The sequence below is a fragment of the Pseudovibrio sp. Tun.PSC04-5.I4 genome (assembly GCF_900104145.1).
Taxonomy (GTDB): Bacteria; Pseudomonadota; Alphaproteobacteria; order Rhizobiales; family Stappiaceae; genus Pseudovibrio.
Genome location: NZ_FNLB01000001.1, coordinates 653,158 through 677,267 on the forward strand (window position 1 = coordinate 653,158; position 24,110 = coordinate 677,267).

The 24,110-nt window shown below is 52.6% G+C and carries 22 protein-coding genes; 6 read left to right on the top strand and 16 right to left on the bottom strand.

What is annotated here, in order from left to right:
- Positions 1–1,983 carry a 2-oxoacid:acceptor oxidoreductase subunit alpha gene (locus tag BLS62_RS03075; protein ID WP_208990656.1) on the bottom strand — a complete coding sequence of 661 codons (1,983 nt, stop codon included), beginning with the start codon at positions 1,981–1,983 and terminating at the stop codon, positions 1–3.
- Positions 1,984–2,229: 246 nt separating this feature from the next.
- Between BLS62_RS03075 and BLS62_RS03080 the strand changes: the two genes are divergently transcribed.
- Positions 2,230–4,974, top strand: coding sequence for a DUF2339 domain-containing protein (locus tag BLS62_RS03080; protein WP_093176992.1), 2,745 nt, complete (start codon positions 2,230–2,232; stop codon positions 4,972–4,974).
- Positions 4,975–5,028: 54 nt separating this feature from the next.
- Here the strand turns inward: BLS62_RS03080 and BLS62_RS03085 are convergent, their stop codons facing one another.
- A complete protein-coding gene (locus BLS62_RS03085) occupies positions 5,029–6,021 on the bottom strand; it encodes a threonine dehydratase (protein WP_093176772.1) in 993 nt (330 codons plus the stop codon).
- A 259-nt stretch (positions 6,022–6,280) separates the two neighbouring features.
- Between BLS62_RS03085 and BLS62_RS03090 the strand changes: the two genes are divergently transcribed.
- Positions 6,281–7,063, top strand: coding sequence for a helix-turn-helix domain-containing protein (locus tag BLS62_RS03090; RefSeq protein WP_093176775.1), 783 nt, complete (start codon positions 6,281–6,283; stop codon positions 7,061–7,063).
- Between the two features lie 26 nt (positions 7,064–7,089).
- Here the strand turns inward: BLS62_RS03090 and BLS62_RS03095 are convergent, their stop codons facing one another.
- From BLS62_RS03095 to BLS62_RS03130, 8 genes are all read right to left on the bottom strand, one after another.
- The gene (locus BLS62_RS03095) at positions 7,090–7,866 is read right to left on the bottom strand and encodes an SDR family NAD(P)-dependent oxidoreductase (protein ID WP_093176778.1); all 777 of its coding nucleotides are present in this window, start codon (positions 7,864–7,866) and stop codon (positions 7,090–7,092) included.
- 404 nt (positions 7,867–8,270) lie between these two features.
- Positions 8,271–8,621, bottom strand: a complete 351-nt coding sequence (locus BLS62_RS03100; RefSeq protein WP_093176781.1) for a RidA family protein — start codon at positions 8,619–8,621, stop codon at positions 8,271–8,273.
- Between the two features lie 41 nt (positions 8,622–8,662).
- Positions 8,663–9,778 carry an NAD(P)/FAD-dependent oxidoreductase gene (locus BLS62_RS03105; protein ID WP_093176784.1) on the bottom strand — a complete coding sequence of 372 codons (1,116 nt, stop codon included), beginning with the start codon at positions 9,776–9,778 and terminating at the stop codon, positions 8,663–8,665.
- Complete coding sequence (locus tag BLS62_RS03110) at positions 9,775–11,190, bottom strand: FAD/NAD(P)-dependent oxidoreductase (RefSeq protein WP_093176787.1); 1,416 nt, start codon at positions 11,188–11,190, stop codon at positions 9,775–9,777. The genes BLS62_RS03105 and BLS62_RS03110 overlap by 4 nt, the downstream gene beginning before the upstream one ends.
- Complete coding sequence (locus BLS62_RS03115) at positions 11,183–11,512, bottom strand: (2Fe-2S)-binding protein (protein WP_093176789.1); 330 nt, start codon at positions 11,510–11,512, stop codon at positions 11,183–11,185. Before BLS62_RS03115 ends, BLS62_RS03110 begins: the two co-directional genes overlap by 8 nt.
- 155 nt (positions 11,513–11,667) lie before the next feature.
- On the bottom strand, positions 11,668–12,672 hold the full coding sequence (gene dctP / locus BLS62_RS03120) for a TRAP transporter substrate-binding protein DctP (RefSeq protein WP_093176792.1): 1,005 nt from the start codon (positions 12,670–12,672) through the stop codon (positions 11,668–11,670).
- Positions 12,673–12,767: 95 nt separating this feature from the next.
- Positions 12,768–14,066 (bottom strand): TRAP transporter large permease, encoded by a 1,299-nt coding sequence (locus tag BLS62_RS03125; RefSeq protein ID WP_093176795.1) that lies wholly within the window; start codon positions 14,064–14,066, stop codon positions 12,768–12,770.
- A 1-nt stretch (position 14,067) separates the two neighbouring features.
- Positions 14,068–14,583, bottom strand: a complete 516-nt coding sequence (locus tag BLS62_RS03130; protein ID WP_093176797.1) for a TRAP transporter small permease — start codon at positions 14,581–14,583, stop codon at positions 14,068–14,070.
- Positions 14,584–14,726: 143 nt separating this feature from the next.
- Here BLS62_RS03130 and BLS62_RS03135 point away from each other — a divergent pair, with 143 nt between their 5' ends.
- Positions 14,727–15,668 carry a LysR substrate-binding domain-containing protein gene (locus tag BLS62_RS03135; RefSeq protein WP_093176800.1) on the top strand — a complete coding sequence of 314 codons (942 nt, stop codon included), beginning with the start codon at positions 14,727–14,729 and terminating at the stop codon, positions 15,666–15,668.
- Between the two features lie 34 nt (positions 15,669–15,702).
- Here BLS62_RS03135 and BLS62_RS03140 read toward each other — a convergent pair whose 3' ends face one another.
- From BLS62_RS03140 to BLS62_RS03150, 3 genes are read right to left on the bottom strand one after another with little or no spacing between them, the layout of a single operon-like run.
- Positions 15,703–16,320 (bottom strand): pyridoxamine 5'-phosphate oxidase family protein, encoded by a 618-nt coding sequence (locus BLS62_RS03140; protein ID WP_093176803.1) that lies wholly within the window; start codon positions 16,318–16,320, stop codon positions 15,703–15,705.
- Positions 16,321–16,337: 17 nt separating this feature from the next.
- Entirely contained in the window at positions 16,338–16,802 is a 465-nt protein-coding gene (locus BLS62_RS03145) for a nuclear transport factor 2 family protein (RefSeq protein WP_093176805.1), read from the bottom strand.
- Positions 16,803–16,853: 51 nt separating this feature from the next.
- The gene (locus BLS62_RS03150; protein WP_093176807.1) at positions 16,854–17,399 is read right to left on the bottom strand and encodes a carboxymuconolactone decarboxylase family protein; all 546 of its coding nucleotides are present in this window, start codon (positions 17,397–17,399) and stop codon (positions 16,854–16,856) included.
- 130 nt (positions 17,400–17,529) lie between these two features.
- On the opposite strand from BLS62_RS03150, the gene BLS62_RS03155 reads away from it, so the two are divergent.
- Positions 17,530–18,429, top strand: coding sequence for a LysR family transcriptional regulator (locus BLS62_RS03155; protein ID WP_093176810.1), 900 nt, complete (start codon positions 17,530–17,532; stop codon positions 18,427–18,429).
- A gap of 56 nt (positions 18,430–18,485) precedes the next feature.
- On the opposite strand, the gene BLS62_RS03160 is transcribed toward BLS62_RS03155, so the two are convergent.
- The 3 genes from BLS62_RS03160 to BLS62_RS03170 are packed head-to-tail and all read right to left on the bottom strand — an operon-like array spanning position 18,486 to position 22,230.
- Entirely contained in the window at positions 18,486–19,277 is a 792-nt protein-coding gene (locus BLS62_RS03160; RefSeq protein WP_093176812.1) for an enoyl-CoA hydratase-related protein, read from the bottom strand.
- 2 nt (positions 19,278–19,279) lie between these two features.
- Complete coding sequence (locus BLS62_RS03165; protein ID WP_093176815.1) at positions 19,280–20,593, bottom strand: ferredoxin reductase domain-containing protein; 1,314 nt, start codon at positions 20,591–20,593, stop codon at positions 19,280–19,282.
- Positions 20,593–22,230, bottom strand: coding sequence for an AMP-binding protein (locus BLS62_RS03170; protein ID WP_093176818.1), 1,638 nt, complete (start codon positions 22,228–22,230; stop codon positions 20,593–20,595). Before BLS62_RS03170 ends, BLS62_RS03165 begins: the two co-directional genes overlap by 1 nt.
- 152 nt (positions 22,231–22,382) lie before the next feature.
- On the opposite strand from BLS62_RS03170, the gene BLS62_RS03175 reads away from it, so the two are divergent.
- Positions 22,383–23,204, top strand: a complete 822-nt coding sequence (locus tag BLS62_RS03175; RefSeq protein ID WP_093176821.1) for a DUF6502 family protein — start codon at positions 22,383–22,385, stop codon at positions 23,202–23,204.
- Positions 23,201–24,094, top strand: coding sequence for a DUF5666 domain-containing protein (locus BLS62_RS03180; RefSeq protein ID WP_093176823.1), 894 nt, complete (start codon positions 23,201–23,203; stop codon positions 24,092–24,094). The genes BLS62_RS03175 and BLS62_RS03180 overlap by 4 nt, the downstream gene beginning before the upstream one ends.
- The last annotated feature ends 16 nt before the right edge of the window (positions 24,095–24,110 follow it).

Genomic DNA, 24,110 nt, shown 5'->3' on the forward strand with positions numbered 1-24,110 from the left:
TCACGCCCCCAACACATCTTCGATGATTTTTGCAATTTCACGTACAAGGAACGGACGCCCCTTGACGCAGGTGACGCTTTCAAACTTCAAGTCCATCTGACTGCGCAGGATCGTTGCAAGCTGACCGTTGTTCATCTCAGGAATAAGGATGCGGTCAAAACCGGAGAGCAGCTCCTCCAAGTTGAGTGGCAACGGCCAAAGATGGCGAAGGTGAATGTGGGAGACAGATTTACCGTCCAGCTCAGCACGTCTGGCAGCCACGCGGATCGGTCCCCAACTGGAGCCCCACCCCAGCAACGCCAGCTTGCCGGTGGTTTGACCGGATTCCACATGTTGTGGCGGAATGCTCTTGGCAATAGCTTCCAGCTTTTGCGCTCGGATCTGGGTCATCAACTGATGGTTTTCACCGTCATAGGAGATAGCACCACTACCGGCCTGCTTCTCTAACCCACCGATGCGGTGCATGAGGTCTGCGGTTCCCGGAACGGCCCACGGGCGTGCCATGGTTTCCGGATCATGGTCAAACGGCAGGAACCCGTTCGGGTCACTGGCTTTTTTAACGGGGAATGGCGCATAAGCCGGATCGCTGAAATCTGGTAGTTTCCACGGCGCACTGGCGTTGGCGATGTAACCATCCGAGAGCACCATCAATGGTGTCATGTGTTTGGTGGCAAGCTTTACAGCTTCCACACCCATATCAAAACACTCACCGGGATGTGCTGGCGCAATAACGGGTAGCGGAGCATCGCCATTGCGACCCCAAACGGCTTGGAATAAATCCGACTGCTCGGTCTTGGTTGGCAAACCTGTGGAAGGCCCGCCGCGCTGGACGTTGACAATAACCAGCGGCAGCTCTGTCATGATCGCCAGACCGATGGCTTCTGTCTTTAAGGCAATGCCGGGGCCGGATGATCCAGTCACCCCCAGATGCCCTGCATAGGAAGCCCCGATGGACGCACAGACGGCGGCAATTTCATCTTCTGCCTGAAACGAGATCGCGCCCAGTTCCTTCAGTTTCGCAATTGTGTGCAGCAAGGGAGACGCGGGCGTGATGGGATAGGAGCCGTAAAACAATTCAAGACCAGCAAGCGCTGCACCCGCATATAGGCCGTAGGCCATGCCCTCGTTGCCGTTGATAGAGCGGTACTCGCCCTCCATCAGCGGGGCTGGTTGAATGCGGTAACGCGAGACATCCGGCGGAAGGTCGCTTACCTCACCATAGAGGTGCCCTGCCTGTAGGGCGAGGACGTTCGCTTTTGCAAGCTCAGGCTTTTTGTGAAACTTCTGCTCGACCCATAGTTCAACGTCAGCGGTGGACCGTTCAAACAGCCACAGAACCAGACCAAGGGTCCACATGTTCTTGCAGCGTTTGGCATCCTTGGAGGAAAGTCCTGTTTCCTTCAGCGCCTTTTCCGTGCTGCTGGTGATCTCCAGCGGCAAAACGCGGAAGTTGGAAAGGGAACCGTCTTCCAGTGGGTTGCCGGCAAACCCGGCCTTGGAGATAGCCCGCTCGGTAAAGGCATCTACATCGATAATCAGCAGGCCGTTTTGTTTGACACCCTCAAGGTATTTGCGCAGGGCAGCTGGGTTCAGCGCCACAAGTGCATCTGTCTCATCGCCAAAGGTGTCAACTTCTGTGTGGCCAATATTGAGAGAATACGCCGAGACACCGTAAATAGTGCCGCTTGGTGCGCGGATATCGGCCGGGAAATCAGGAAAAGTTGCAATGTCATTGCCAAAGCGTGCCGCAGCTTCCGCAAGGCGTGTGCCGGTCATTTGAACGCCATCGCCAGAGTCTCCCGCAAAGCGGATGCGCACGTAATCCACCTCCGGCTGCTGGGAAACAGGGAGTTCGCGCGTTGACCTACCGTGTTCCAGTCCGTTTTGCATGTTCAGCTCCAAATCACTGGCTACAGCAGCGGGAATGGTCATGTTGTTCTTGTTCTTACAAACACCACCGCTCAGCTGAGCCAGAATACCCACTTCACTCTGATTTTTTGTAAACTGTTCTCCTATGATTGGAGTTGTGACCCAGTAACGCAGTCGCTGGGTAAGCTGTCCAACGAAGCAAGAAAGTATGTCTTATTTCCAGCTATTGAATATGGTGTATTTGACCATTCATGTGTATGAATACATATTGCATTAGGAATTATTTTTGAGGGCGTAAGGCTTCCAGTGGATATTATTATATTTTTGCTTATTGCCGTTCTATTGGCTGTTGGAATTGGCATGCGTAGCCTTCTTGTAGAGATTTCTCGCAAGCTAAATTTCCTGAATGATCAAGTTAAAGAGCTGCATAAAAGCATTGCTGACCTGCGTACTCAGGCCCCGAACCAAACCAGGCAACAACCAGAGGAAGCAGTGGTTGAAAACCCGCCTGTATCAGCAACGACCAGCGGTGTTGCAGAACAGGTTGAAGCCTCCAAAACGGCTCGAAATGCTGCTGCCTTAGCAAATACCCGCGCGGAAATCGTGCAGGCGGTGCTGTCCAAACGTGCCTCTGAAGCTTTGGAAGATGAAGGTGTTGCGACTGAGAGTGTTGCACCGTCCGTTGCTGATGCAAAACCTCAGCAAAGTGCTCCTCATTACTCGGCAAATCATCGGAGCCAAGGGGATCGAGCAGAAGCTTGGATGGGCAAGGTCTTCAGGGCGATGCTGGGGAACTTTAAAAAGAACTGGGTTGTCTGGCTTGGTGCGCTTTCACTCGGGTTTGGCGGCATTTTCTTTGTCCAGTACGGTATTGAAAACGGTGTCCTTTCCCCGACCATGCGGGTCAGCAGCTCGATCGGCTTCGGACTCCTTTTGATCTGCGGTGCCGAGTTTATCCGCCGCAAACAAGGTTCCCAACCGGTTGATCCGTTTGGCCCGCTTGTTGCTGCCGCCAGCGGTGGTCTGGCATCTTTGTTTGGCGCAACCATTGGCGCCTACTCGCTGTATGGGCTTATCGGGCCGACAACAACGTTTATTGGTTTGGCAATCGTCTCATGGCTCGCAATAGGTGGAGGGCTTCTTTACGGACCCGTTCTGGCGACCGTTGGTATTTTGGGCGCTTACTACTCGCCGCTTCTGGTGAGCAGTACAGAACCTTCTGCGATGTTATATCTGTATTTTGCGATGGTTCTGGCAACAAGCTTTGTTGTTGAACGGTTGCGAAAATGGATTTGGCTCTCCGCCTTGAGCGTCCTTTCCGTTTTTGTGTGGGTTTTTCTGCTCCAGTCCCAAATGCCGGAGCTGAACCTGACACCCGTTATGCTTGCGGCTATTCTTGTGCTTACGTTCACTATCCCTGCATTTGGAGTGCCGCCTAAATCCTCCTACTCTTGGTGGCCTCTGGATACGGAGTTCAAAAACTATCGGCAAACATACCCCGCGATCCTCAGCTACGCAGTTGCAACACTTGTTGTGCTGTTCGGCCTGTACTTCGCTCACCTGAATACAGAGTTGATAAAACCAATGGTGCTGGTGTTTGGGTGTCTTCTCGTCGGCCATGTATTCTTTTTATCCAAAGCTGAAACGCTGGACCTCATCGCACCGGCTCTCCTGTTCGGATTTGCGTTGACCTTCTCTGGACTCGTGGGTTCGCCATGGGGCATGGGAGCGGGGGACATGAGCTATTTCCTTGGCACCCTGACTGTTGTCGTTGCGGCTGTAACAGGGGGGAGCTTGCTGCGCGGGCGTGGTTCTGTTCGCTCAACCTATTGGCACTGGGCAGCTGTTGGCCTTCCCGGTATCGGCACACTCGTCTACTATGTGTTTGTGTCGCTCCAAGCGCCGGATCTTTATGGCAAAGCTGGATCGTTTGGCTATGTTGTTGCGCTGGGGTTGGCAACTTGCGTGGCCGTCTATTTCCGGCGGTTTTACAAAAAGTTCGAGATTGGTGTGGAAGCCAGCTCAGCGCTTGCGTTTTTGTTATTCTTACCTTTCGCCTATCTGTTCCTTGGAGAAATAGCGTTGCCCATCGTCTTGATGATGAGTGCAATTGCAGTTCTTGAAATCTCAGATATTTTTGCCCTTAAACACGCACGGAAAGCTTTTTATGTCTTCCTGAGTGCCGTCATTTTCTTCAGCACACAGCGCTATGTCAGAGAGCATGGCGAGGCCACTTATGGGGACCTTGCCCTCTTGTTCCTACCAGTTCTTTTGCTGTGCGCAGTTGGCTGGTGGCGTGGCAATAAGAGGGATAGTTCCAGTGAAGCCGTTGTTTTTGAAACGACGGCTTGGGCTGCATTGTCCTTGTTTGGATGTGCGTTGCTCAATGTGTTCTATCGCGACCAAGCCTATATACCGAACTACGTCACATTCGGGACTTACGCTTTGATCTTCGCCGTACAGGTAAGCGTGCAACTGAAGCGGATGAGTATTTCAAGTTCATTTGTAAAACTCCGGTCCAACCTGTTCTTGGTTTATTGGGGGCTTGCTCTTCTCAGTTGTGTCTTCATCATTGTGATGAACCCATTATCCGGTGCTTATGTGTTTGGCTATTTCCCGATTGATAGTCTCAGCATCGCGTACCTTTATCCAGCACTCGCCTTGCTTTTGGCGACAGAGCGGTTCTGGACACTTGATGCGAAGCTCCAGAACGTAACACGCGGCATCTCCGGACTAATGTTACTGTTGTTCGTTGGGTTGGAAATTCGGGCCTTCTGGCAAGGACCAGTGTTAACAAAGCCAGGTGTCTTGCTTGAGGAACTGTACAGTTACACCGTGGCTATGCTCATATTCTCGGTTGGCCTCATCAGCTTTGCATCCATCAAGCAACGTAAGCGGGTCGGACAACTCGGGCTTGCATTTATATGTGTGACCTGTCTCAAAGTGTTCTTCATCGACATGTCTGGTCTTTATGGCCTTGCTAGAGCCACATCCTTTATTGGCCTTGGGCTGACGCTGGTTGGCATTGCATGGGCGAACAAGAGATTCCTGTCGTTCGATTCAGACGACACTCCGATAGAAGACCAAAACCTCCAACCGGAGTGATGATTACATCAATACTGATCTGGGGAGAGGAGAGTATCCCCTCCCCGATTTGACCTAGGCAGAGACTGGCTCGGCTGCGCCTTGGAGGTGTGTGTTCATTACCTCTAGGAACGTGCTTAGATCTATATTGCCTCCGGTGAGGATGACACCAGCGCGTTTGCCTTGGTGGGCTTGTTTGTTCGCCATCAAGGCCGCCAGTGGAGCTGCACCTGCGCCTTCTGCCAAATTGTGTGTGTCGGTGTAGTAGGCCGCCATCGCTTCTGCGATTTGCGCCTCGCTCACTGTCACCACATCCTCAGCGCCCTTGAGAATAATCTCCAGTGGTTGCTGCTGCGGGTCACGGCAGGCCATGCCGTCTGCAAAGGTGTTCGCCGTTTCGGTCTGCACTGGTTTGCCAGCGGAAAATGACAGGGCGAATGCCGGCGCGTTTTGCGCTGTTACACCGATAATCTTGGTTTTCAGGCCCAGCAGATCACGGGTGGTGATCAAGCTGCAAATGCCAGATCCCATACCGATCGGGACGTAAACCACATCCAGATCGACAACCGCGCGGAACAGCTCCAACGCATAGGTTGAGACACCTTTGACAAGGTTTTCGTGAAAAGCTGGCACTGGATGATAGCCATGTTCTTCATGCAGTTTTTGAGCGACTTTGCGGCTTTCGTCAAAATCCTTCCCCGCGATGATCACCTTTGCCCCAAAAGCGCGCATGGCGGCGTTTTTCTCAAGAGAATTACCCTCGGGGACAACAATGTAGGCTGGGACACCATTGCGGGACGCACCAAGGGCAATGGACTGGCCATGATTGCCGCGTGTCGCTGTCACCAAACCGGTCGGCTTTGCGCCGGATTTAACCAATGAATCCACATAGATGAACCCGCCGCGGGCTTTGAAGGACCCTGTTGGCGTGTGGTTCTCGTGTTTAATGTAGACATCAACGCCCGTGCGCTCGGCAAGCAAAGGCCAGGCATAGGCTGGCGTTGGCGGCACAAACTGGCCAACAGTTTTGTGAGCGGCTTCAAGGTCTTCCAGCGAAAACAGGGGCATAGGGCATCCTTTAGCAGAGGAAAAATAGATAAACTTGCTTCAGTTTAAATCTGCAGCGCTGTGTTGGCTTTCAAAAAACTGACCTTATCAGTGTCCACGGCCTCGGTATAAAGGGTGCAGAGGGCAAATTGATTTTCTGGATTGAATGGAAGCTGGAAAGTATGCGGCTTGTCTTGTTTGAAAAGATGTATTTGGCGTATAGCTATCAGTAGGGCTGGCTAAGTCTTATGAGGCACTGCGGAATTGGATAAATGAGAGCATGAGCTCACTGGCGCATATCATTGGCAAATGGAACATTCAGCTGCTTCCCAGCAATGCCTATTGTGCTGCCTATACAGCAGAGCAGGCTTCCATTGGCTTTGCGTTTGAAAGCCAGCGCGGGGCCCATGCTTTTAACAGTGATCGACTGGTGGATTTCTGGACACGGCCCAACAGCCTGGCTTATGTTCCGCAGGGCTGTGCTGTTACATCTGAAAGTGCGTGTGGCGGTGAGTATCTGACCTTTGCAATACCTAACGGCTATTGCGCTGAGCTTTCAAATCAGCATCGTTTCAATCATGCGATCTCACCCAAAGCAATCACCAGTGCGTATGTGCTGCGTAAGACATTCCTCTCTGGTGAGGAGGTTGATCCGCTGGAGGTAGAAGCACAGTTGCTTGCGCTGCTGGACGTGGTTGAACAGGTTCAAGCGGGAAGCCACAGCACCTCGTCGGCTTTTGCGTCTATGACGGATGCACGGTTGAAGAAGATTGAAGAATTGGTTGAGGACGAACTGGCCTCTTCCCTCACGGTTGAAGATCTGGCGCGCTGTGTAAACCTGTCGGCTGGGTTCCTTAACCGCTCCTTCAAGGCAGCGACCGGCAAAACGCCTCACGATTTCATAATTGAGCGGAGACTTGCGCGCGCACGGAGATTGTTGCGTGCCCAACCGAACAATCTCAGCAGTGTTGCCTATGAATGTGGGTTTTCATCTCACGCGCATATGAGCTCAATTTTTAAAAACCGCCTTGGTCTAACGCCAAGCCAGTTTGGGTCGCCTTGAGTTCATTTCAGCGCAAAGTGCTGCTCTCAAACGGTGCTGCTTCCACCCGAAACATTAATCGTCTGCCCTGTTATTTTTGCTGAATTCGGCCCGGCCAGAAAGCAGATCGCCTCGGCAACTTCGTCAGGCATGATCTCACCCAGCTGAGCGTTTTTCTCGACTTTTGAAATGATATCAGACGCAAAAGGATCTTTCTTGAGCCTTTCGTAAAGTGAAGTTCCGTGCACAATACTTGGGCTAACACAATTGACCCGGATGCAGGACAGTTTTGCTTCTTCTGCCAATGTGCGGCAAAACATAACAATGCCTGCCGAACCAGCTCCGATGACGGTGCTGCCATATGTAGGATTAAACGCAACATCAGACGTTAAGCAGATAATTGAACCGCAGCGTTGTTTCGTCATAACGGGCATAACAGCGCGAACTGGGTGCAAAATGCTGGACATCAAAGCGGTGATTGATGGCATGAGATCTTGCATTTTGACTTCTTCCAGTGGTCTGGGGAGAGCTCCAATGCTCCCGGAACTGACAAGTATGTCTATCCGACCCATCGCGAGTTCGGCATGGGTAATTGCTGTTTCGGTCCGGTGAGGATCAGAGGCATCACACTGCACGAAATGCAAGTATGCGCCGGGGAATTCAGCAGCCAGTTTGCTCAAGGCATTTCGGCCCTTGGTCACATCACGGGCGCAAATGGTCAGTTTCTGGAGACCAGACTTTAGAAGCGTTTTTGCTGCGGCAAATCCAATGCCAGATGTTCCACCAACGATAACTGCTGAGGATTCATTCAATTTCCGCGCCACCCTGACCTCCAGTCATCAATGAAAAGGCTGTATCCTTAAACCCGCTGCCCCTGTTTCATGAGAGGTTGGAGGACAAGTTGAAAGCTTGCAGGGCATTGGGAAACTCTAAGGGCATATGTGGGCTCATAAGGTCTGCTCGCATTGATATCTGGAGTGGTGTTTTAATACAGATCCCGTGTGTTTTTGCTCAACAGTTGGTTAGAAATGCGATGAAACCGCAAACAAAGTAACCGGAGCGATAAGAGCAACGAGACATGTATATCCATTTGCGGATTGCTCTACGCAAATGCGTGCCAAAACCGGGAAGCGGGGCTATGCTTTCCGGTTATTCAGTATGTCTTTCTGGCGGTGCGAAAGGGGCAGATAATGAGCCCGCTGATGAGGACCAGCAGGCTCTGATGTTATTATTGAGCTGCAACTACAGTGAACTCAACCAGAATGTCTGGGCGTGCCATGCGGGCTTCTACACAAGCGCGTGCTGGCTTTTCGCCTTCTGCAACCCATGCATCCCAAACAGCATTCATTGCCGCAAAATCCTTCATATCACGCACATAAATGGTGGTGGAGAGGATCTTGTTGCGGTCACTACCAGCCTGTTCCAAAAGCGCATCAATCTTAGCAAGGCAGCGTTTGGTTTGCTCGGTCATGTCCCAGCTCGCATCATCAGCAGCCGTTTGCCCGCACAGGTAGATCGTGCCGTTGTGCTTTACGATTTTGCTCATGCGGTGGTTGGAGTCCATGCGTTCGATGGTCATGGGTTTTGTCTTCCTGTTTTTATTTGCAATGTTTGAACGTGTCAGAGAACTTTGCGGTCAAATCGATCGATGCGAAATGCGTTGAGATCCCAAGTGCTTTTGCCCGTTGTAATGAGCTGGGTCAACACATCACCGACGATTGGTCCAAGCTGAAACCCGTGTGCGGAAAAACCAAAGGCGTGATAGGCGTTTTTGGCATTCACCCCTGCCCCGATCACCGGAAGGTTGTCAGGCATATAAGCTTCTAGCCCCGCCCACATGCGGTTGATAACCGCCTCTTTCATAATCGGGAAAAACGTTTTGGTGGTTTCGGCTGCTGCAGCCAGTTTTGCGTAATCAAGCCGTGTTGTATTGGTCTCGCGGTCTGCAAATCCCTTTGCACCGCCGCCAATGAGCACTGTACCATTTTCAAATTGTTTGAAGGACAATTGCCGCGAAATTGCACCAACAACGGGACCTGCAAAGTGAGGCATACGAGCCGTGATCATCAACATCGGAGCGCTGTAGGACATCGGAGTGTTATCACCCATCATCACAGCAGTTTTGTCTGCCCATGCGCCAGAGCAGTTGACCAGAACGCCTGCATCATAGGTGCCTTTGTCGGTGCGAACCTGCCAGCCCTCACCGATCTGCCGAAGGCTTTGCACAGCTTCACCCTCGTGAAACTTTGCGCCAATCCGCTCCGCAGCACGGCGGTACGCACTGGTTGATTTATAGGGGATCGCGTAACCATCCAGTTCGGAAACAACACCGCCGACGCAGTCTTGCGCTACATGGGGCAGGCGCTCGCGCAGTTCCTGCTGGTTGAGCTGTACTTCATGATCGTAACCCAGCTCTGCAAGGCGGTTGATGCGAGTGCTGATCTTTCTCATGTCAGCATCATCACTGGCGATGTTGATCAGGCTGCGGCGACGGAATCCCGTATCACCACCCAGTTCCTCATCCAGCGTTTGCCACCGTGCCATCGCGACGCGTGAAAGCGAAATTTCGACTTCATCCCGGCCAAGCAAGCGCACCCCACCTGCATTTACACCCGATGCATGACGCCCAACGTAGTCCTTCTCCAGCACCAGCGGCTTAAGGCCGGCCTGTGCGAGATGGTAAGCGGTGGCGCTGCCATGAATGCCGCCACCGATAATGATCACGTCAAAGCTCATGAAGGCACCTCAGCTGATTTCATGGAAGGCTGAACCTGCTGGAAGTGGCTGAGTTCTTCCAAGCTCAACAGGCGCTGAGGCGAACGCAAACGATAATACCCGACCTCGGAGACCGGCTTCTTCTGCCAATCAGCCAGCAATTCACTGACCGTATGCCCGCATTGGCGGCCCTGACATGGCCCCATGCCACAACGGGTCAAGGCTTTGAGAGCATTGGGGTCCGTTGCCCCTTGCTCAAATCCGGCGCGGAGCTGGCCCATAGTTTGTTCTTCGCAGCGGCATACCAGTGTTGTCGATTGAGTTGGAATGCGGTTTTCCCGAGCTGGCGGGTAATAGGCATCGAGAAACTGGCGAAACTGTTTGAACGCCGCAATCGCCCGCAAATGCGGTGTGCTTTGTGCGCCCAAGTCTGCTTTGCTCACCTTGCCAAGATTACACAGCGCGTTTAATCCCGCGAGCTGGCCTGCATGTTGCGCAGCTTCCGCGCCTTGAATGCCAGCAGCATCACCAACAACGGCGATGTGTGGGATGGAGCTTTGGCCCCACTCATCCAAGGTGGGTGTCCAGCATAACTGTTGCTCGGACCAGTGATGTTCCATCCCCAATGCGCGGGTCATGTTGAGGTTAGGAATAACGCCCTGATGCAGGAAAACATGGTCTGCATTGACGGAGTGGGTTCTGCCGTGCTGCTTGAACTGCAATCCAACAGCTTTGCTTTCGCCAATGACGTTTAGATCGGAGGCCTGTTTGAAGACAGGAACACCAGCGCGCCGAATCTCATTAAGCAGCAGCAGGCCCTTCACGAGGTAAGCAGGCTTTTTTAGCGCTCCACCTACATGTTTAAAGGCCCGGCCAATCGATCCGGCTGGTGTTGTATCAACCACCGCATTTATCGTCACACCAAGGCGCAGGTATTGAGCCACGATGAGGTAAAGCAGTGGGCCGCATCCGGCAAAAATCGCGTTGTCTTTTACAAGTCCGTCAGATTTAAGCATCACCTGCGCGCTACCGGCGGTCATAACGCCGGGCAATTGCCATCCCTCAATCGGGAATGGTCGTTCCATTGCGCCGGGGCTAATGATGAGTTCACGGGCAACGAGGCGGCGGGTTTGATTGTTCACGGAATAGAGAACTTCACCATTTTCGCCAATGTGCCAAACATCTGCATTCTGGTGACGCTCGATATCAGCACTCAGGAACGCACGAACCAATTTCTCGCCATCCGTGTAATCTGAGCCGAGTATGGAAGGGTTCTCCAGCGGACTATCTGTCACGTTCCGGTAGATCTGACCACCGGGCGTCGCTTTGCGGTCCAGCACAATTACGGAGGCACCGCTTTGTGCTGCCTGCAAGGCTGCGGACATGCCAGCGGGGCCAGCTCCAATGATTGCAATATCAAAAACGTCACTCATGATCAGCTCTCTCTTTTTGACAAAGCGGAGCGATGGTCTGTTCCGTCAGCTTTTGGCTGCTCACGCTCATGCCGTCCACAACAGTGGTCAGGCAGGCTTGCTGGTTTGAAACACCATCAATCTTCACAAGACATTCAAAACAAACGCCCATTGCGCAATAGGCTGAGCGTTGCTCACCGGAAACAGCGGCAAGCCGTGTGTGTGTTTCGCCATGCAACGCCATAGCAGCCCAAAGGCTGGAGCCTTCTGCCACCTGAACGGTTTGACCGTTGAGTGTGAGCGAGACATTCCGAGTCTCTGATTTACGCAGTGAACGAAACATTGGAACCTGACCTGTATTGATTAGCTTCAAAACGGGGAAGACTGAGTTCTTACTCGAAGTATGAGTGGATCAGGCAGCTTGGTGACCGGAACCAGTGGGGGCCGGTTGGGGGTCAGTGCTGCCTGATCCCTATGAAGACCTAACGGTGTAAGTCTTTATTTCTCGATTTTGTCGAGAATGGACTGACCCCATTCTGCGCCAATGTCAGACAGAATTTGTGGCCAAACCTCTGTGCGTACTTTTTTCGCAGCAGCGGCCAGTTCATCATCGGAGAGAGGAACGATAGTTGCACCATAGCCAGCTAGTTTTTGTTCAAACGCACCCTGATCAGATTCCGCTTTAGACCAACGCTTTGCTTCAAATTCCTTCGCAGCTTCAATCAACGCAGCGCGGGAGCTGTCATCAAGATCGGCAAGGCTTTCGGAGTTGATGATCAGGTACCAGACTTCAAAGTGAGTGTTCACTGGGATGTAGGTTTTTGCAACATCACGGAAGGAAGCGTAATAGCCTTCTGCGCCGGAACCAACCACACCATCAACAACACCGGTCTGAACCGAGGTGAATGCTTCTGAGAATGGAATTGGCGAGCTGATGTAACCCAGTGCATCTGCTGTCAGCTGAAAGCTTTTGATGCCGGGAACACGAACTTTGATGCCTTTGCTTACGTTCGGATCACCTGGAGACACAGCCTCACGGTTGAGCGCGATACCGCCGAAGTAAACCGGGTAGGCTGCCAGCATGGTGATGTCCTGCTTGGCGTAAAGGCCCTTCATTGCATCATGAATAGCGCCGCCCGGACCGTAGATCTTTTGCGCCTGCGCCCAGTTTTCTGCAACGTATGGGAAAGCGCTGATCTGCATCTTGCGTTCAACAGCGGTAGCTGCTGGCTGCACTGCCATGTCGATAGCACCAACTGAAATACGTTCCTGAACGGTTGTGTAATCACCAAGAGCGCTTGCTGCGAAGATCTTAAGCTTCAGATTGCCTTCAGTTAAGGCTTCCAGCTGCTTGGAAAGGTCCTTCACTTCCAGATCAACAGTTGCCCCTTGTGGGCGAATGTGGCTGATCTTCAGCGTTTTAGCCTGCGCCATGGAAACTGCGCTCATACCACCGACAATGGTTGCAAGGGCGAGAGTGGTTTTTAATGCTATTAAAATCATAGTTCACCTCTGTGTTTTCTTTTCAATCGCAACTTAGGTTGCTGTTATTGGAGCTGCTCCCACAACCCACTTTCGGTTCTTATGTGCTGATGGGCTCAGTAACCAAAGTACCGCGGAATGAAGAGAGACAGATCCGACCAGAAGGAGGTGAGGAACACCACCGGCAGATACCCAAACAAGATGAGGACCATGGCTGGACGGATGACCTGAGTAACTGGCACCTTGCCGATGCGGGCACCCAGATAAAGGATAGAAGCGTAAGGTGGGGTCACACCGCCCATTGCGGTATTGACGCCCATAATTGCGGCAAACTGGATTGGGCTGATGCCAATTGCATCCATAAGAGGCAAAAGCAGCGGCGCAATCAGAATGATCGCAGTCACATCATTGACGACCATGCCAACGAGGAACAACAGGACGTTGATGAGGATCAGCAACATGACCTTGTTGTCTGTGATGGCGAAGATAGCTTCCACAAGTTCCTGAGGAACACTTTCCAGAACGAACATCTGAGAGAGGATCATGCTGAACAGGATCATCAGCATAATCGCGCCAACGGATGTTGCCGCTTCTTTACCTGCACCAAGGAAAGTTTTGATAGTCAGACCACGGTAGATAAAGAAACCAACAGGGATCGCGTAGATCACAGCCACAGCGGCCGCTTCTGTCGGGGTCATGATGCCGCCGTAAATGCCACCAAGAATGATGACCGGCATAAGCAGTGCTGGAGTTGCTCTGAACCCGCGAGAGCTGGCCTCTTTTACAAAGGCTTTGCCCTGCGGACGTTCTTCAAGCTTCAGGTCAAACTTCCGTGCAAGACGCAGGTTCACCACCGAGAAGCTGCACATGATCAGCAGACCGGGGCCAAGCGTTGCGAGGAAACAAGCCAGAATGGACGTGTCCGTGACCCAGCCATATACAATCATAGTCACGCTTGGCGGGATCAGCAGGCCAAGCAAGGATGCATTGGCGATGAGCGCTGTTGCATAGGCACGCGGGTAGCCTTGCTTTTCCATCTCTGGAATGAGCAGAGGACCAATCGCAGCAACACCTGTGAGGCCGGAACCGGAAATTGCGCCAATAAGGGCACAACTGATTGTTGCCACAACACCAAGACCACCACGCAGATGGCCGATGAAGATATTGACGAAATTGAGCAAACTGGCGGCGATGCCACTCACACTCATAATCGTCCCAGCAAGGACAAACAACGGAATAGCAAGCAGGACCGGGTTGCCGAGCTGGTAGAAGCCCCACAGCATGTTGCCCTTCATGACAACATCACCAACAAAGTACATGGTCATCAGACCTGCACCAAAGCAATACGGCAGGGGCACACCAAGCGTGAGTAGAATGACAAGAACGGCGACGGATAAAAGTGCAATCTCAACCATATCAGGCAGGCTCCTTTTTTGGGGATTCTGTGCTGCTAGTGATCGGTGCAGGGAAATCCCCGGTCAGGATCTGATTGAAATGTCTCCAAAGCTGGAAAGCGGTGAAAAGCATCATCAAGACAAGGCCAACAACGAGCGAGATATCAACGTAGAAAGTCGGAATGTAGAGCGTTGGGCTTTCTCTCCAGACCCGAATAGAATAGCGGGTAAAGTCCCACGCCCAGTAGGTAAGCCAGCAGCCAATTGCAAGACTCAGGGCCTCGCCAATCAAAGCCAGAATGGCAATCTGTCTAGGTGTTTTGAGAACGATTTCAAGCACGTTTGCACGGATATGGCTGTTCTCGCGAGACGCGTTCACGGCGCCAAGCATGTATAGCCAGAGTGTTGGAAAAAGCAGGCTCTCTTCCAGTCCCAGAACTGGAATTTCAAGCAGGTAGCGCGTAATCACCTGTACGAATTGGCCTAATGCAACAAGACATATCAGCCCCGTCAACAGCAGGCTCATAAAGCGATCCATCAGCAATCCTCCCTAAGTAGATGTCCGCGGCTTTCTGACGGGAAGATTTAGATTTTGACCTATAAAATCAAACTAATTTAATCTATGGGAGTATAGATATTATTTATAGTATGCAGAATAGCTACAAGATAACAGAGGACTAGATGAACCTTAGTTTTCGACAGTTGCAGGCATTTCGTGAAGTGATGCGCACTGGGTCCATCTCCGAGGCAGCACGTACCCTTGGCCGGACGCAACCTGCGATAAGTTCCCTTATCGCGAACCTTGAACAGGAACTTGGGATTGAACTGTTCCTGCGTCAGCGCGGAAAGCTGATCCGTAAGCCGGAAGCGCAGTTCTTTTTGGGTGAGGCAGAAGCTATTCTCGACCGCCTTGCGCGTTCCACTCGTACAATGCGGGAAATCGGATCGCTGAAACAAGGGCGCTTGAATGTGGCGTTTATGCCAGCCTCCTCACAGGTGCTCATCCCGCAATTGATCTCGGATTTTGTGCGCGACAAGCCCGAGGTGAAGGTCTCGTTGATGATGCGCGGCTCTCACATGATTGAGGAATGGGTCGCCTCTCAGCAGTATGATGTGGGACTGGCAGAAACTCCGCCGCACAATTCCGCTCTGACCACACATGATTTTCTGCTCAATTGCATCTGTGCTGTACGCAGCGATGATCCCCTCAGCCGCAAAGACGTGATAGAGGCCAAAGACCTGTCTGGCCGCCCCTTGGCAACCCTGCCAGAGATGCACCCGAACTGTGTTTCAACGCGCATGGCGTTTGACGAGCAAAAGGCCGTGTTTAACCAGCGTTTTGAACTGCGGAATTTTCTTCCGGCCTTGAAACTGGTGGAAGATGGGCTGTGTTATTGCATCTGTGATCCGATGACGGCAGACGGGTACCTCAACACAGCACGGGAGCAAAGCTCACTGGTGTTCCGCCCCTTCACACCAAAGGTGGTGCTGGCGATCTCAATTCTGCTGCCATCACAGCGGCCCGCGTCCGCACTTGCAAATGCATTTAGCGAAAAGCTTCTGACAGCGGTGAAAGAGATTGAGAAGAGGCAGTGGGGCGACTTCTTCTCGGGGGCGCAATAGCGGATCAGCTCGGCTCACCCGCTATCACATAGATTTAGCTAAGCGCCACTGAACCCTGAAGGTCCTTGATATGGGCTTCAAGCATTGCGATCTTCTGGTCTTTCTCATCCAATGCGGACTTCACCCATTCTACATCGATGCGAGCAGGAATGTGTTGTGGGCAATTGGCATCCCATGCATCAATGGTGAAGATGATCGCCTGTTCTGGTGCAGCTCTATAGGGTTGGTCGTACTGCATCAATTGCGCAACCAGTTCAGGATTATCCTCGATAACCTCAGCAGTTCCCCAAATCTTGATCCGTGTCTTCTGCACGTAATCAATGAGGAAGATGAAGGCCTTTGAGTTATCTAAGAGATTGCCTTGACTGATGTACTGCCGGTTGCCGCGAAAATCGGCAAATCCGAGCCGGCGATTGTCCAGCACCTTCAGGAAACCCGCAGGCCCGCCGCGATGCTGAATATAAGGCTGACCATCTGCATTGACAGTCGACAGGAAGAAACTGCGCTGATTTGCAATATACCCAGCAAGGTCCTCAGTTACTTCTGTTTTCCAACCCCCGCCCTCTTCCATGCTGGCGTACCCACGACGGGACCCCTTGCGGCTTTGGATAGCTTTCACGGTTGGGGTAAAGCCAATGTCACTGGAATACATCTTACCAACTCCTGCTGTTAGAGACCCAGATCACTCAGGCTGGCATGATCATCCGGGCGACGCCCCAGCGGCCAATGGAATTTGCGGTGCTCTGCCTTGATTGGATGTTCGTTGATGCTGGCAATGCGAAGCTGCATCAGCCCATCCTCGGCAAATTCCCAGTTTTCATTGCCATAGGCTCTGAACCACTGTCCGGAGTCGTCATGATACTCATAGGTAAAGCGAACTGCGATCCGGTTCCCTTCAAAAGTCCAAAGTTCCTTGATTAGGCGGTAATCAAGCTCTCGGGTCCATTTACGAATGAGCAATTGCTCAATCTCAGGGCGGCCAGTTACAAATTCAGCTCTGTTCCGCCACTTGCAGTCTGGCGTGTAGGCCAAAGCTACCTTTTGCGGATCCCGAGAGTTCCACCCATCTTCCGCAGCACGGATCTTGGCGATGGCTGTTTCTCGCGTAAACGGAGGCACTGGTGGTCTGGTCATGACGATCTCCGGCAGGGTGGCAGGTGGATTGGGCTCCTCCTGCCTGTGGTGTTAGGCTAGTTCTTTAACAGCGGGGAAATCAACTTCTGTTCCCAGAACTTCATTCATGTAATTGGTCAAGGTGTTGAGCGCGACATGGCCAACAATTTCGACAACTTCCGCATCGGTGTAACCCGCATCGCGGACGGCTTGCACAGCAGCGTCTGAAACCTGACCACGGTGCTTCACTATCTCGACGGCAAACTCAACAGCAATTGCTGCTTTTGCGTCTTGGGAGCTGCCTCTGCGGTTGGTTGCAATTTCCTCAGCGCTTAGCTTTGCCAGATTGGTGGCAAGGTATGTGTGAGCCGCGAGGCAGTAGTTACACCCGTTTTGCTCACCAACAGCCAGTGCAATACGCTCACGCGTTGCAGCTGGTAGAGAGCCTTTGCCCAGAGCGCCGTTCAAACCCAAGTATCCTTCAAGGGCCTGTGGGCTGTTGGCAACGATGCGGAACAGGTTAGGCACAGACCCAAGCTGGGAGTTTACAGCCTGAAGGGAAACCTGCGAGCCCTGTGGTGCAGCATCAATGGAGGATGGGGTAGGAATGCGTGACATGGAGTATCTCCTTATTATTGAATTCCGATGATGCACCTTATGTAATCCGTGTTTGAGCAAAAATAATTAGGCCATAATGCAATTCACTATTACGGTGAGTGCAATAAATGAGCATTATGACGGGATTGAAATGGATAAACTTGAAACAATGCACGTGTTTGCGGAGGTCGCAGAACGAGAAAGCTTTGTGGAAGCCAGCAAGAAGTTGGGCCTGTCCGCTCCTGCCGTTACCCGCTCCGTTGCACGACTGGAACAAACCCTTGGTACGCGTTTGTTCAACAGAACCACGCGGCACGTCCGCCTGACTGAAGCTGGCCGGCATTACCTGTGTGATGTGAAGGGTATTCTGGAAAGCATTGAACACGCTGAAGCAGCCGTCACAGGTAGCTTTGCCAAGCCAATCGGCGAGCTTTCTATCACTGCGCCTATTTTGTTCGGGCAGAAATACATCATTCCACTGCTCACAGATTATCTGGAGCTGTATCCGGAGGTGACCGTGAATGCCGTGTTTTATGATCGCATCGTCAATTTGGTGGAAGACAATCTGGATGTCGCCATCCGGCTGGGTCATCTGCAAGATTCCGGTTTATATGCGACCCGAGTGGGTAGCATTCGGCGTGTGGTTTGTGCCTCTCCTCACTATTTTGCAAAGCATGGTTTGCCGACAAAACCCTCGGATCTTACCGAGCATAAGATCATTCATCCAACTGCGGTTGAGGCAACCAACCAATGGAAATTTTCAGGAGAGAAGCCGGAGACCGTCAAAATCAACGCTCATTTACGGTGCAACCATAACTGCGCGGCTATTCAGGCAGCCATTGGCGGCGCTGGTATCACGCGCTTGCTCTCCTATCAGGTCGGCAAGGATGTGGAGACTGGCGCTCTTCAAATCGCACTGGAAGATTACGAGCCAACTCCGCTACCCGTTCATATAGTGCATATGGAAGGGCGGGGCGCCAGCGCAAAGGTGCGTTCGTTTATTGACTTTGCTGCAAAGCGACTGCGCGAAAACCCGTTTCTTGGAGATTGAGGTTTTGCATATTAACCCGCCCGACCATAGTATTTTCAAAGCCGGGCGCGTTGTTTTTAGTATGCGTTGTCCAGCTCACCAGCCTGATTGAAGTTTGGGGAGCGCTTTTCCAGGAACGCAGCCATCCCTTCCTTTTGAGCGTCTGAGCCGAACAGGGCATGGTACATCTGGCGTTCAAACCTTATGCCATTTTCCAAGCTGTTTTCATCTGCTGCATTCACACAAGCACGGGCCATCATGGTGATGTCCTTGGCATAGCCTGCAATGATCTGCGCGGTTTCCATGGCAACAGTCTGGAGTTCATCGGCAGGGACAAGGCGGCTGATGAGACCCATGTCATAGGCTTCCTGCGCTTTGATCATGCGGCCTGTCAGGATAAGGTCCATAGCACGCGCTTTGCCAACAAGTTTGGTGAGCCTTTGAGAACCACCAATCCCCGGAATACACCCGATTTTGACTTCAGGTTGACCGAACTTGGCCGTATCTGCCGCAAGCAGAATATCGCAGATCATGGCCACCTCACACCCGCCGCCAAGGGCATAGCCGGAAACAGCCGCGATCTTAGGAATGCGCAGGGCTGCAAAGCGATCCCACCCCGCGAAGAAGTTGCTGGCATACATGCTGGCGTAATCTTGCTGGTTCAGTTCTGCAATGTCAGCACCAGCGGCAAAGGCCCGTTCATTCCCCGTCAGAATAAGGCACCCGATAGCTGGGTCTGCATCATACTTGGTTGCCGCCTCCAGCACCTCCTCCAACACTTGTGAGTTAAGGGCGTTCAGCGCTTTGGGACGGTTGAAACGAATTGTTGCAACACGGCCTTCGACAGAGGTTTCAATGGTTTCATACATAATCAGCTATCCCAAATTGCGCCGTAGGCCGGAATGCCGAGGCTTTCCATGTCGTGAACGAGCTTGCGTGTCAGTTTCTGGTTGGAAATAATAATGACGGCCTCTGCTCCACTGTCCCGAACAGCTTTCAGCGTCAACACTGCCAGATCAGGTTTGCCAAGCGCATCCGTATCCCAAATCACCGGATTGTCTGTATTGGCTTCAATCTCATCAACGAACGCGTCGCCATAGGTTTTGCGTGGATTACGCGTGGACCAGATCAGCTTGTTTGGCACGTCTCCCGCCAGCAAATGCGGCAGGATCGGACCGATACCAGAGCCCGTCCCCACGTAGACGACCTTTTTGAACAGAACCTCAATGCGTGCCACACCAGAAGTCGTGATGCCTTTGACCCAAACATGGCTTGGCGGGTTTGCGATAAACTCACTGGTCCAATCCCCTGCCCGGCTAATGGCAAGGCGGTAGCCTGGATCATGAGGCGAGGGAATGTTTGCAAACGCGTGGTACTCCCCAAACGGGGTGTGGCTGAGTGAGTTGGAGCTGCCGGGAAATGGCGTATCGCCGTAATTAAAGCGGGCAATAACCGCATGGTCAGACGGCTTTTCGATATCCACTTTCACGCGCTTCAAGGTCAACCACGGGGAAAGGATGGACAGTGTGATCAGGCACAACATCCAGAACGCAGGCGTTTCCAGCAAAACACCGCCGGTATCCTGCGTGATGGAGAGGGTTTGCGCCCAGAATAAGCCCAGCACGGACCAACCAACGAAGCGATGGATCTTCTCAAACGCATTGTGAAAACGAGCCCGGAACTTGCCTTGTGCCGTGACAATCAACACCACCAGCAGAGCAACCATGGCCCCGCTTAGGCCAAGCGTTTGGTTTGACGGCAAAGCAGCTCCCTCAACCCGATTCATGACCATGGCAAACAGCAGGAACGCAAACCAGAGTGTGCCAAAAACTGTGCTGCTTGAGTGCAGGCCGCCAAAATGGAACACCTTACCGGCCCCCCACCGCATCCACAGCGGCCAGCTGGTTGGAATGCGTGTCGCCAGCCAGAACAGCACATTCACCACACGTTGTTGGCGGATTAAAATACCCAGAGACAGGTTGATCAGCGCCAGATCTGCGATGGCATTGAGCGCAAAGCCAGTCTCTCCAAACCAGCGCCCATCTTGCAATCCCATCACAAACACGGCGATGTTGGCGGCTGCAATAAAAAACACGAGACGGTTGTATTCCATCAAGGATGGATGGCGCGTGACACGACGCCAGTTCATGGCGCGAGGCTGCGCAGCCGTTGCTTCAATTGTCATTAGTTTAACTCCACGCCCTGCGTATCAATATGGTCCTGTGCCAGTTGTAAAAGCACGCGTTTGTCCAGCTTGCCGCGCGGGGTGCGGGGCAACTCATCCATGGCAACGATGAGGGTTGGACTGCAATAATAAGGAAGCTTGTCTTTGACCGACTGAGCCGCCGTTTTGGTACAAACCGTGGCGGGGCTGACGAAGGCCACCAGATTGCGATTGTCGAACTTGAGTGTAACCGCCTGATCGCATTCATCAGTTGCTTCCAGCGTGTTGGAAACGCCGTCCAGCTCCACCCGAAAGCCGCGGATTTTGACAAGGTCATCAACGCGGCCAAAGTGTTCCAGCTCACCTGTCTCGGTCCACCGGCCCAGATCTTTGGTGCGGAACACCATATGGCCCGGACGGAATGGATCTGACCGGTAGCGGTCTGCGGTCAGGCCTTTGTTGGCCAGATAACCAGCGGTGACACACTCCCCCCCAGCCCACATTTCCCCCTTCTTGCCAATTGGCACAGGGCGGAGGTTCTCATCCAGCACATAAACAGTGTTGTTTGGTGTTGGTCGTCCAATGGAAAGTACTTCTTTTCCCGGAAAGTGAGGCTCAGCTGTATTGATGATGGTGGTTTCAGTCGGGCCGCAGGAATTGTAAAAACGGCAAAAGCTGCCCCACGTATCCGCGAGTGGGCGCGGACAGGGTTCACCTGCAACCGCTGCTGTTTGAATCTGTCGGCACCGATCCTGATCAAGCGAATTCAAGATGGATGGCGTTGCGATCAACACATCCACCTGTTCCGCAGTTTCCTGAATGCTCTTGCCGCGAATAACCAAAGTCGCGCCATTGGAAAGCGCGCCTAATGTTTCCCAAGCAGCCATATCAAATGCAATGGAAAGGATTTGACCCACCCGTACCCCCGGACGCATACCAAGATCCCCCGGAGAGGTCTGCAAGATGTTGCAAAGGTTTTTGTGCGTGACCTGCACACCATTGGGCACACCCGTCGTGCCGGAGGTAAACAGGATCATGCAGAGATCCTCTGGCCGCGCCTGATAGCGATCTCCGGTTGGCGTTTTACCGCCAGTTGTTACATCCGCAATCACGTCATCTATCGCGATCAATCTCTGGTCTTCAGTTGCCGGAATCTGATCGGCGAGACTGCTTAACGTGAGTATGACTTTGGCACCGGTAACACTGGCAATGTGCCGAAGCGTTTTAGCAGGCGCTACGCCGACGTGTTGCGGTACATAGGCTGCCCCAACGCGCAGGCTGGCGACAATACCCACCAACATTGGAATGGAGCGGTGCAAGTAAAGGCAAACGGCATCGCCGCGCTGCACGCCATATTCAACCAGAACGCAAGCCAATCGGTTGGCAGCTGCATCCAGCTCGCCATAAGTGAGCGTTTGGTTTTGGCACTCCGCAGCGATCGCATCCGGTTGCTGGGCAGCATGGTGGTTTATGGCGGATATGATCGTCGGAAACCGTGGTGTAATTTCTGGCCCCCAGCCAAAATCCAGAAACCGTTCCTGATCAATGTCACTCAATACCGACAAGGCCGGGTTGCGTGGTGCCCTAGTTTGCACCTTTGGCATGGCCGGAAACACTGGCCGAATGTCTCTCAAATAATCTGCAGCAATATCCCACATGGCGAATCCTCTCCCTCTGAAAGTTCTCGTCTTCTTGGTAATGGGAAAATTTCCCATTATGGGATAACAAATCATCAACTACCGGTAACGAAATCGTAGGATGAAAAGTTTTGGTGTAATGGTTACAGAATCAGACAGCACAGGAAACCCAAATGAGTCCCGAGCAAACTGACCCTTTTGAGACTGCCCTCACAGCGCTTCTTGCACCGCTTGCAAAAGCAATGGTGGCGCGTGGCGTCACAATTGGGCCTGCGACGGAGGCTTTGAAGCGCGCCCTTTTGCAGGCAACACTGGATGAAAGCGGACCGAAGACATCCGACAGCCGCGTGAGCCTGAAGACGGGCCTGCATCGTAAGGATGTCAAACGCTTACGGAGCGAAACAGAGCCATCTACAGCTCGAAAATCAGTTAACGCGGCGGCGCTGGCAATTAGTTATTGGGCAACAGCTCCAGAGTTCCAAAGCGAGAATGGTGTCCCCCGAGATTTAACAAGGCACAGCACCCAGAGCACTCCCGGATTTGATGATCTCATCCGCTTGACACGTGCCGATATGGCCCCCGGAACAGTGCTTGAGGCCTTGGTTGAACAGGGTGTGGTAAAGGAATTGCAAGACGGACAGTATCGATTATTGATGCATGCGTTGCTGCCAGCACCGGGAAGTGCAGAACAAGTGGCAGCTTATCAAGCGACACTTTCTACACATATGGCGGCAGCTACCCACAATTTAATTGCAACTCAAGGTACTTCCCTCAATTTTGATCGAATTCTTCGCTACTCCCATTTGTCAGAAGAATCAGTTGAGGAACTGAACAGGTTGACGCAAGAGAAAGCACAGATGCTTTTGGAAGACGTCAACGCTCAGGCACGGGAGATGCAGATGAACGATGCGGAGAAAAAAGCCGCGACTGGCCGGTTCGCCTTTGGCGCTTATGTCCTGCCAATAAAACCAAAAGCTGACGAGGCCGCCTCATGACAGCCCGAAGGCATTTATTATCTGCTCTTATTGCATCGACCCTTATGATTGCCCCTGCTTTTGCGAGTGAAAAGGACGAACGCGAAGGTGGTATCCTGGGAACAGGCATTGTCGGAACCATTACCCGCCTTGGCAGTATCATCGTCAATGATCAGCGCATCACCTTCCCGCCTGATCTGCCGGTGAAGAATGCACTCGCCCCTCTTATCGCATCGCAATTGGTGCCCGGTGATACGGTGGCTGTGATTGCTGATTTATCCGGACTAAACTGGACGGCACAAAGCATTCGCCGGATTTTGCCGATTATCGGTCCGGTTACAGACATTATAACCAGTCAATCGGGTCGGACCCTCAGCATCATGGGAACACAGGTTCTCGCCGGTCCCACACTTGCCTCAACGGTTAACGAAGGCGACTGGGTTGCTATCAGTGGCCTGTGGCAGGATGAGCTGGTCATCGCGACCCGTGTAGAGGTGGTCCCACCAAGGAAATCGGCAACAATCATCGGCAGCAACCTGTCTGTGGGGGCCAGCAATCTTCTTCAGATCGGCAGCACCTTGATTACGGGGATTGTTCCAACCCACATCAGGCCGGGGGATGTTGTGCGCGTCACCGGCGTTCCAGAGGCAGGCAGCATTCGGGCAACCTTGCTGGAAGCAGGCATCTTTGATGGCAAAGTGGGGCTTGTACAAGCGGAAGGCTATCTCTCCCCGCCGAGTTCAACAGGGCTTTACACACTGCTGGGGACTGGCATGATCGCCTACACTGATCAGCCAGACATGATCGACAAAACAGCCAAGGCGCTGGTGTGTGGCTATGATGATAAGTTAGGCGGCACGTCAACAAGTGCTGCAGATCCTGAGCTTCTCAGCAAGCTGAACTGCCAATAATTCGAGTGTTTTGCGC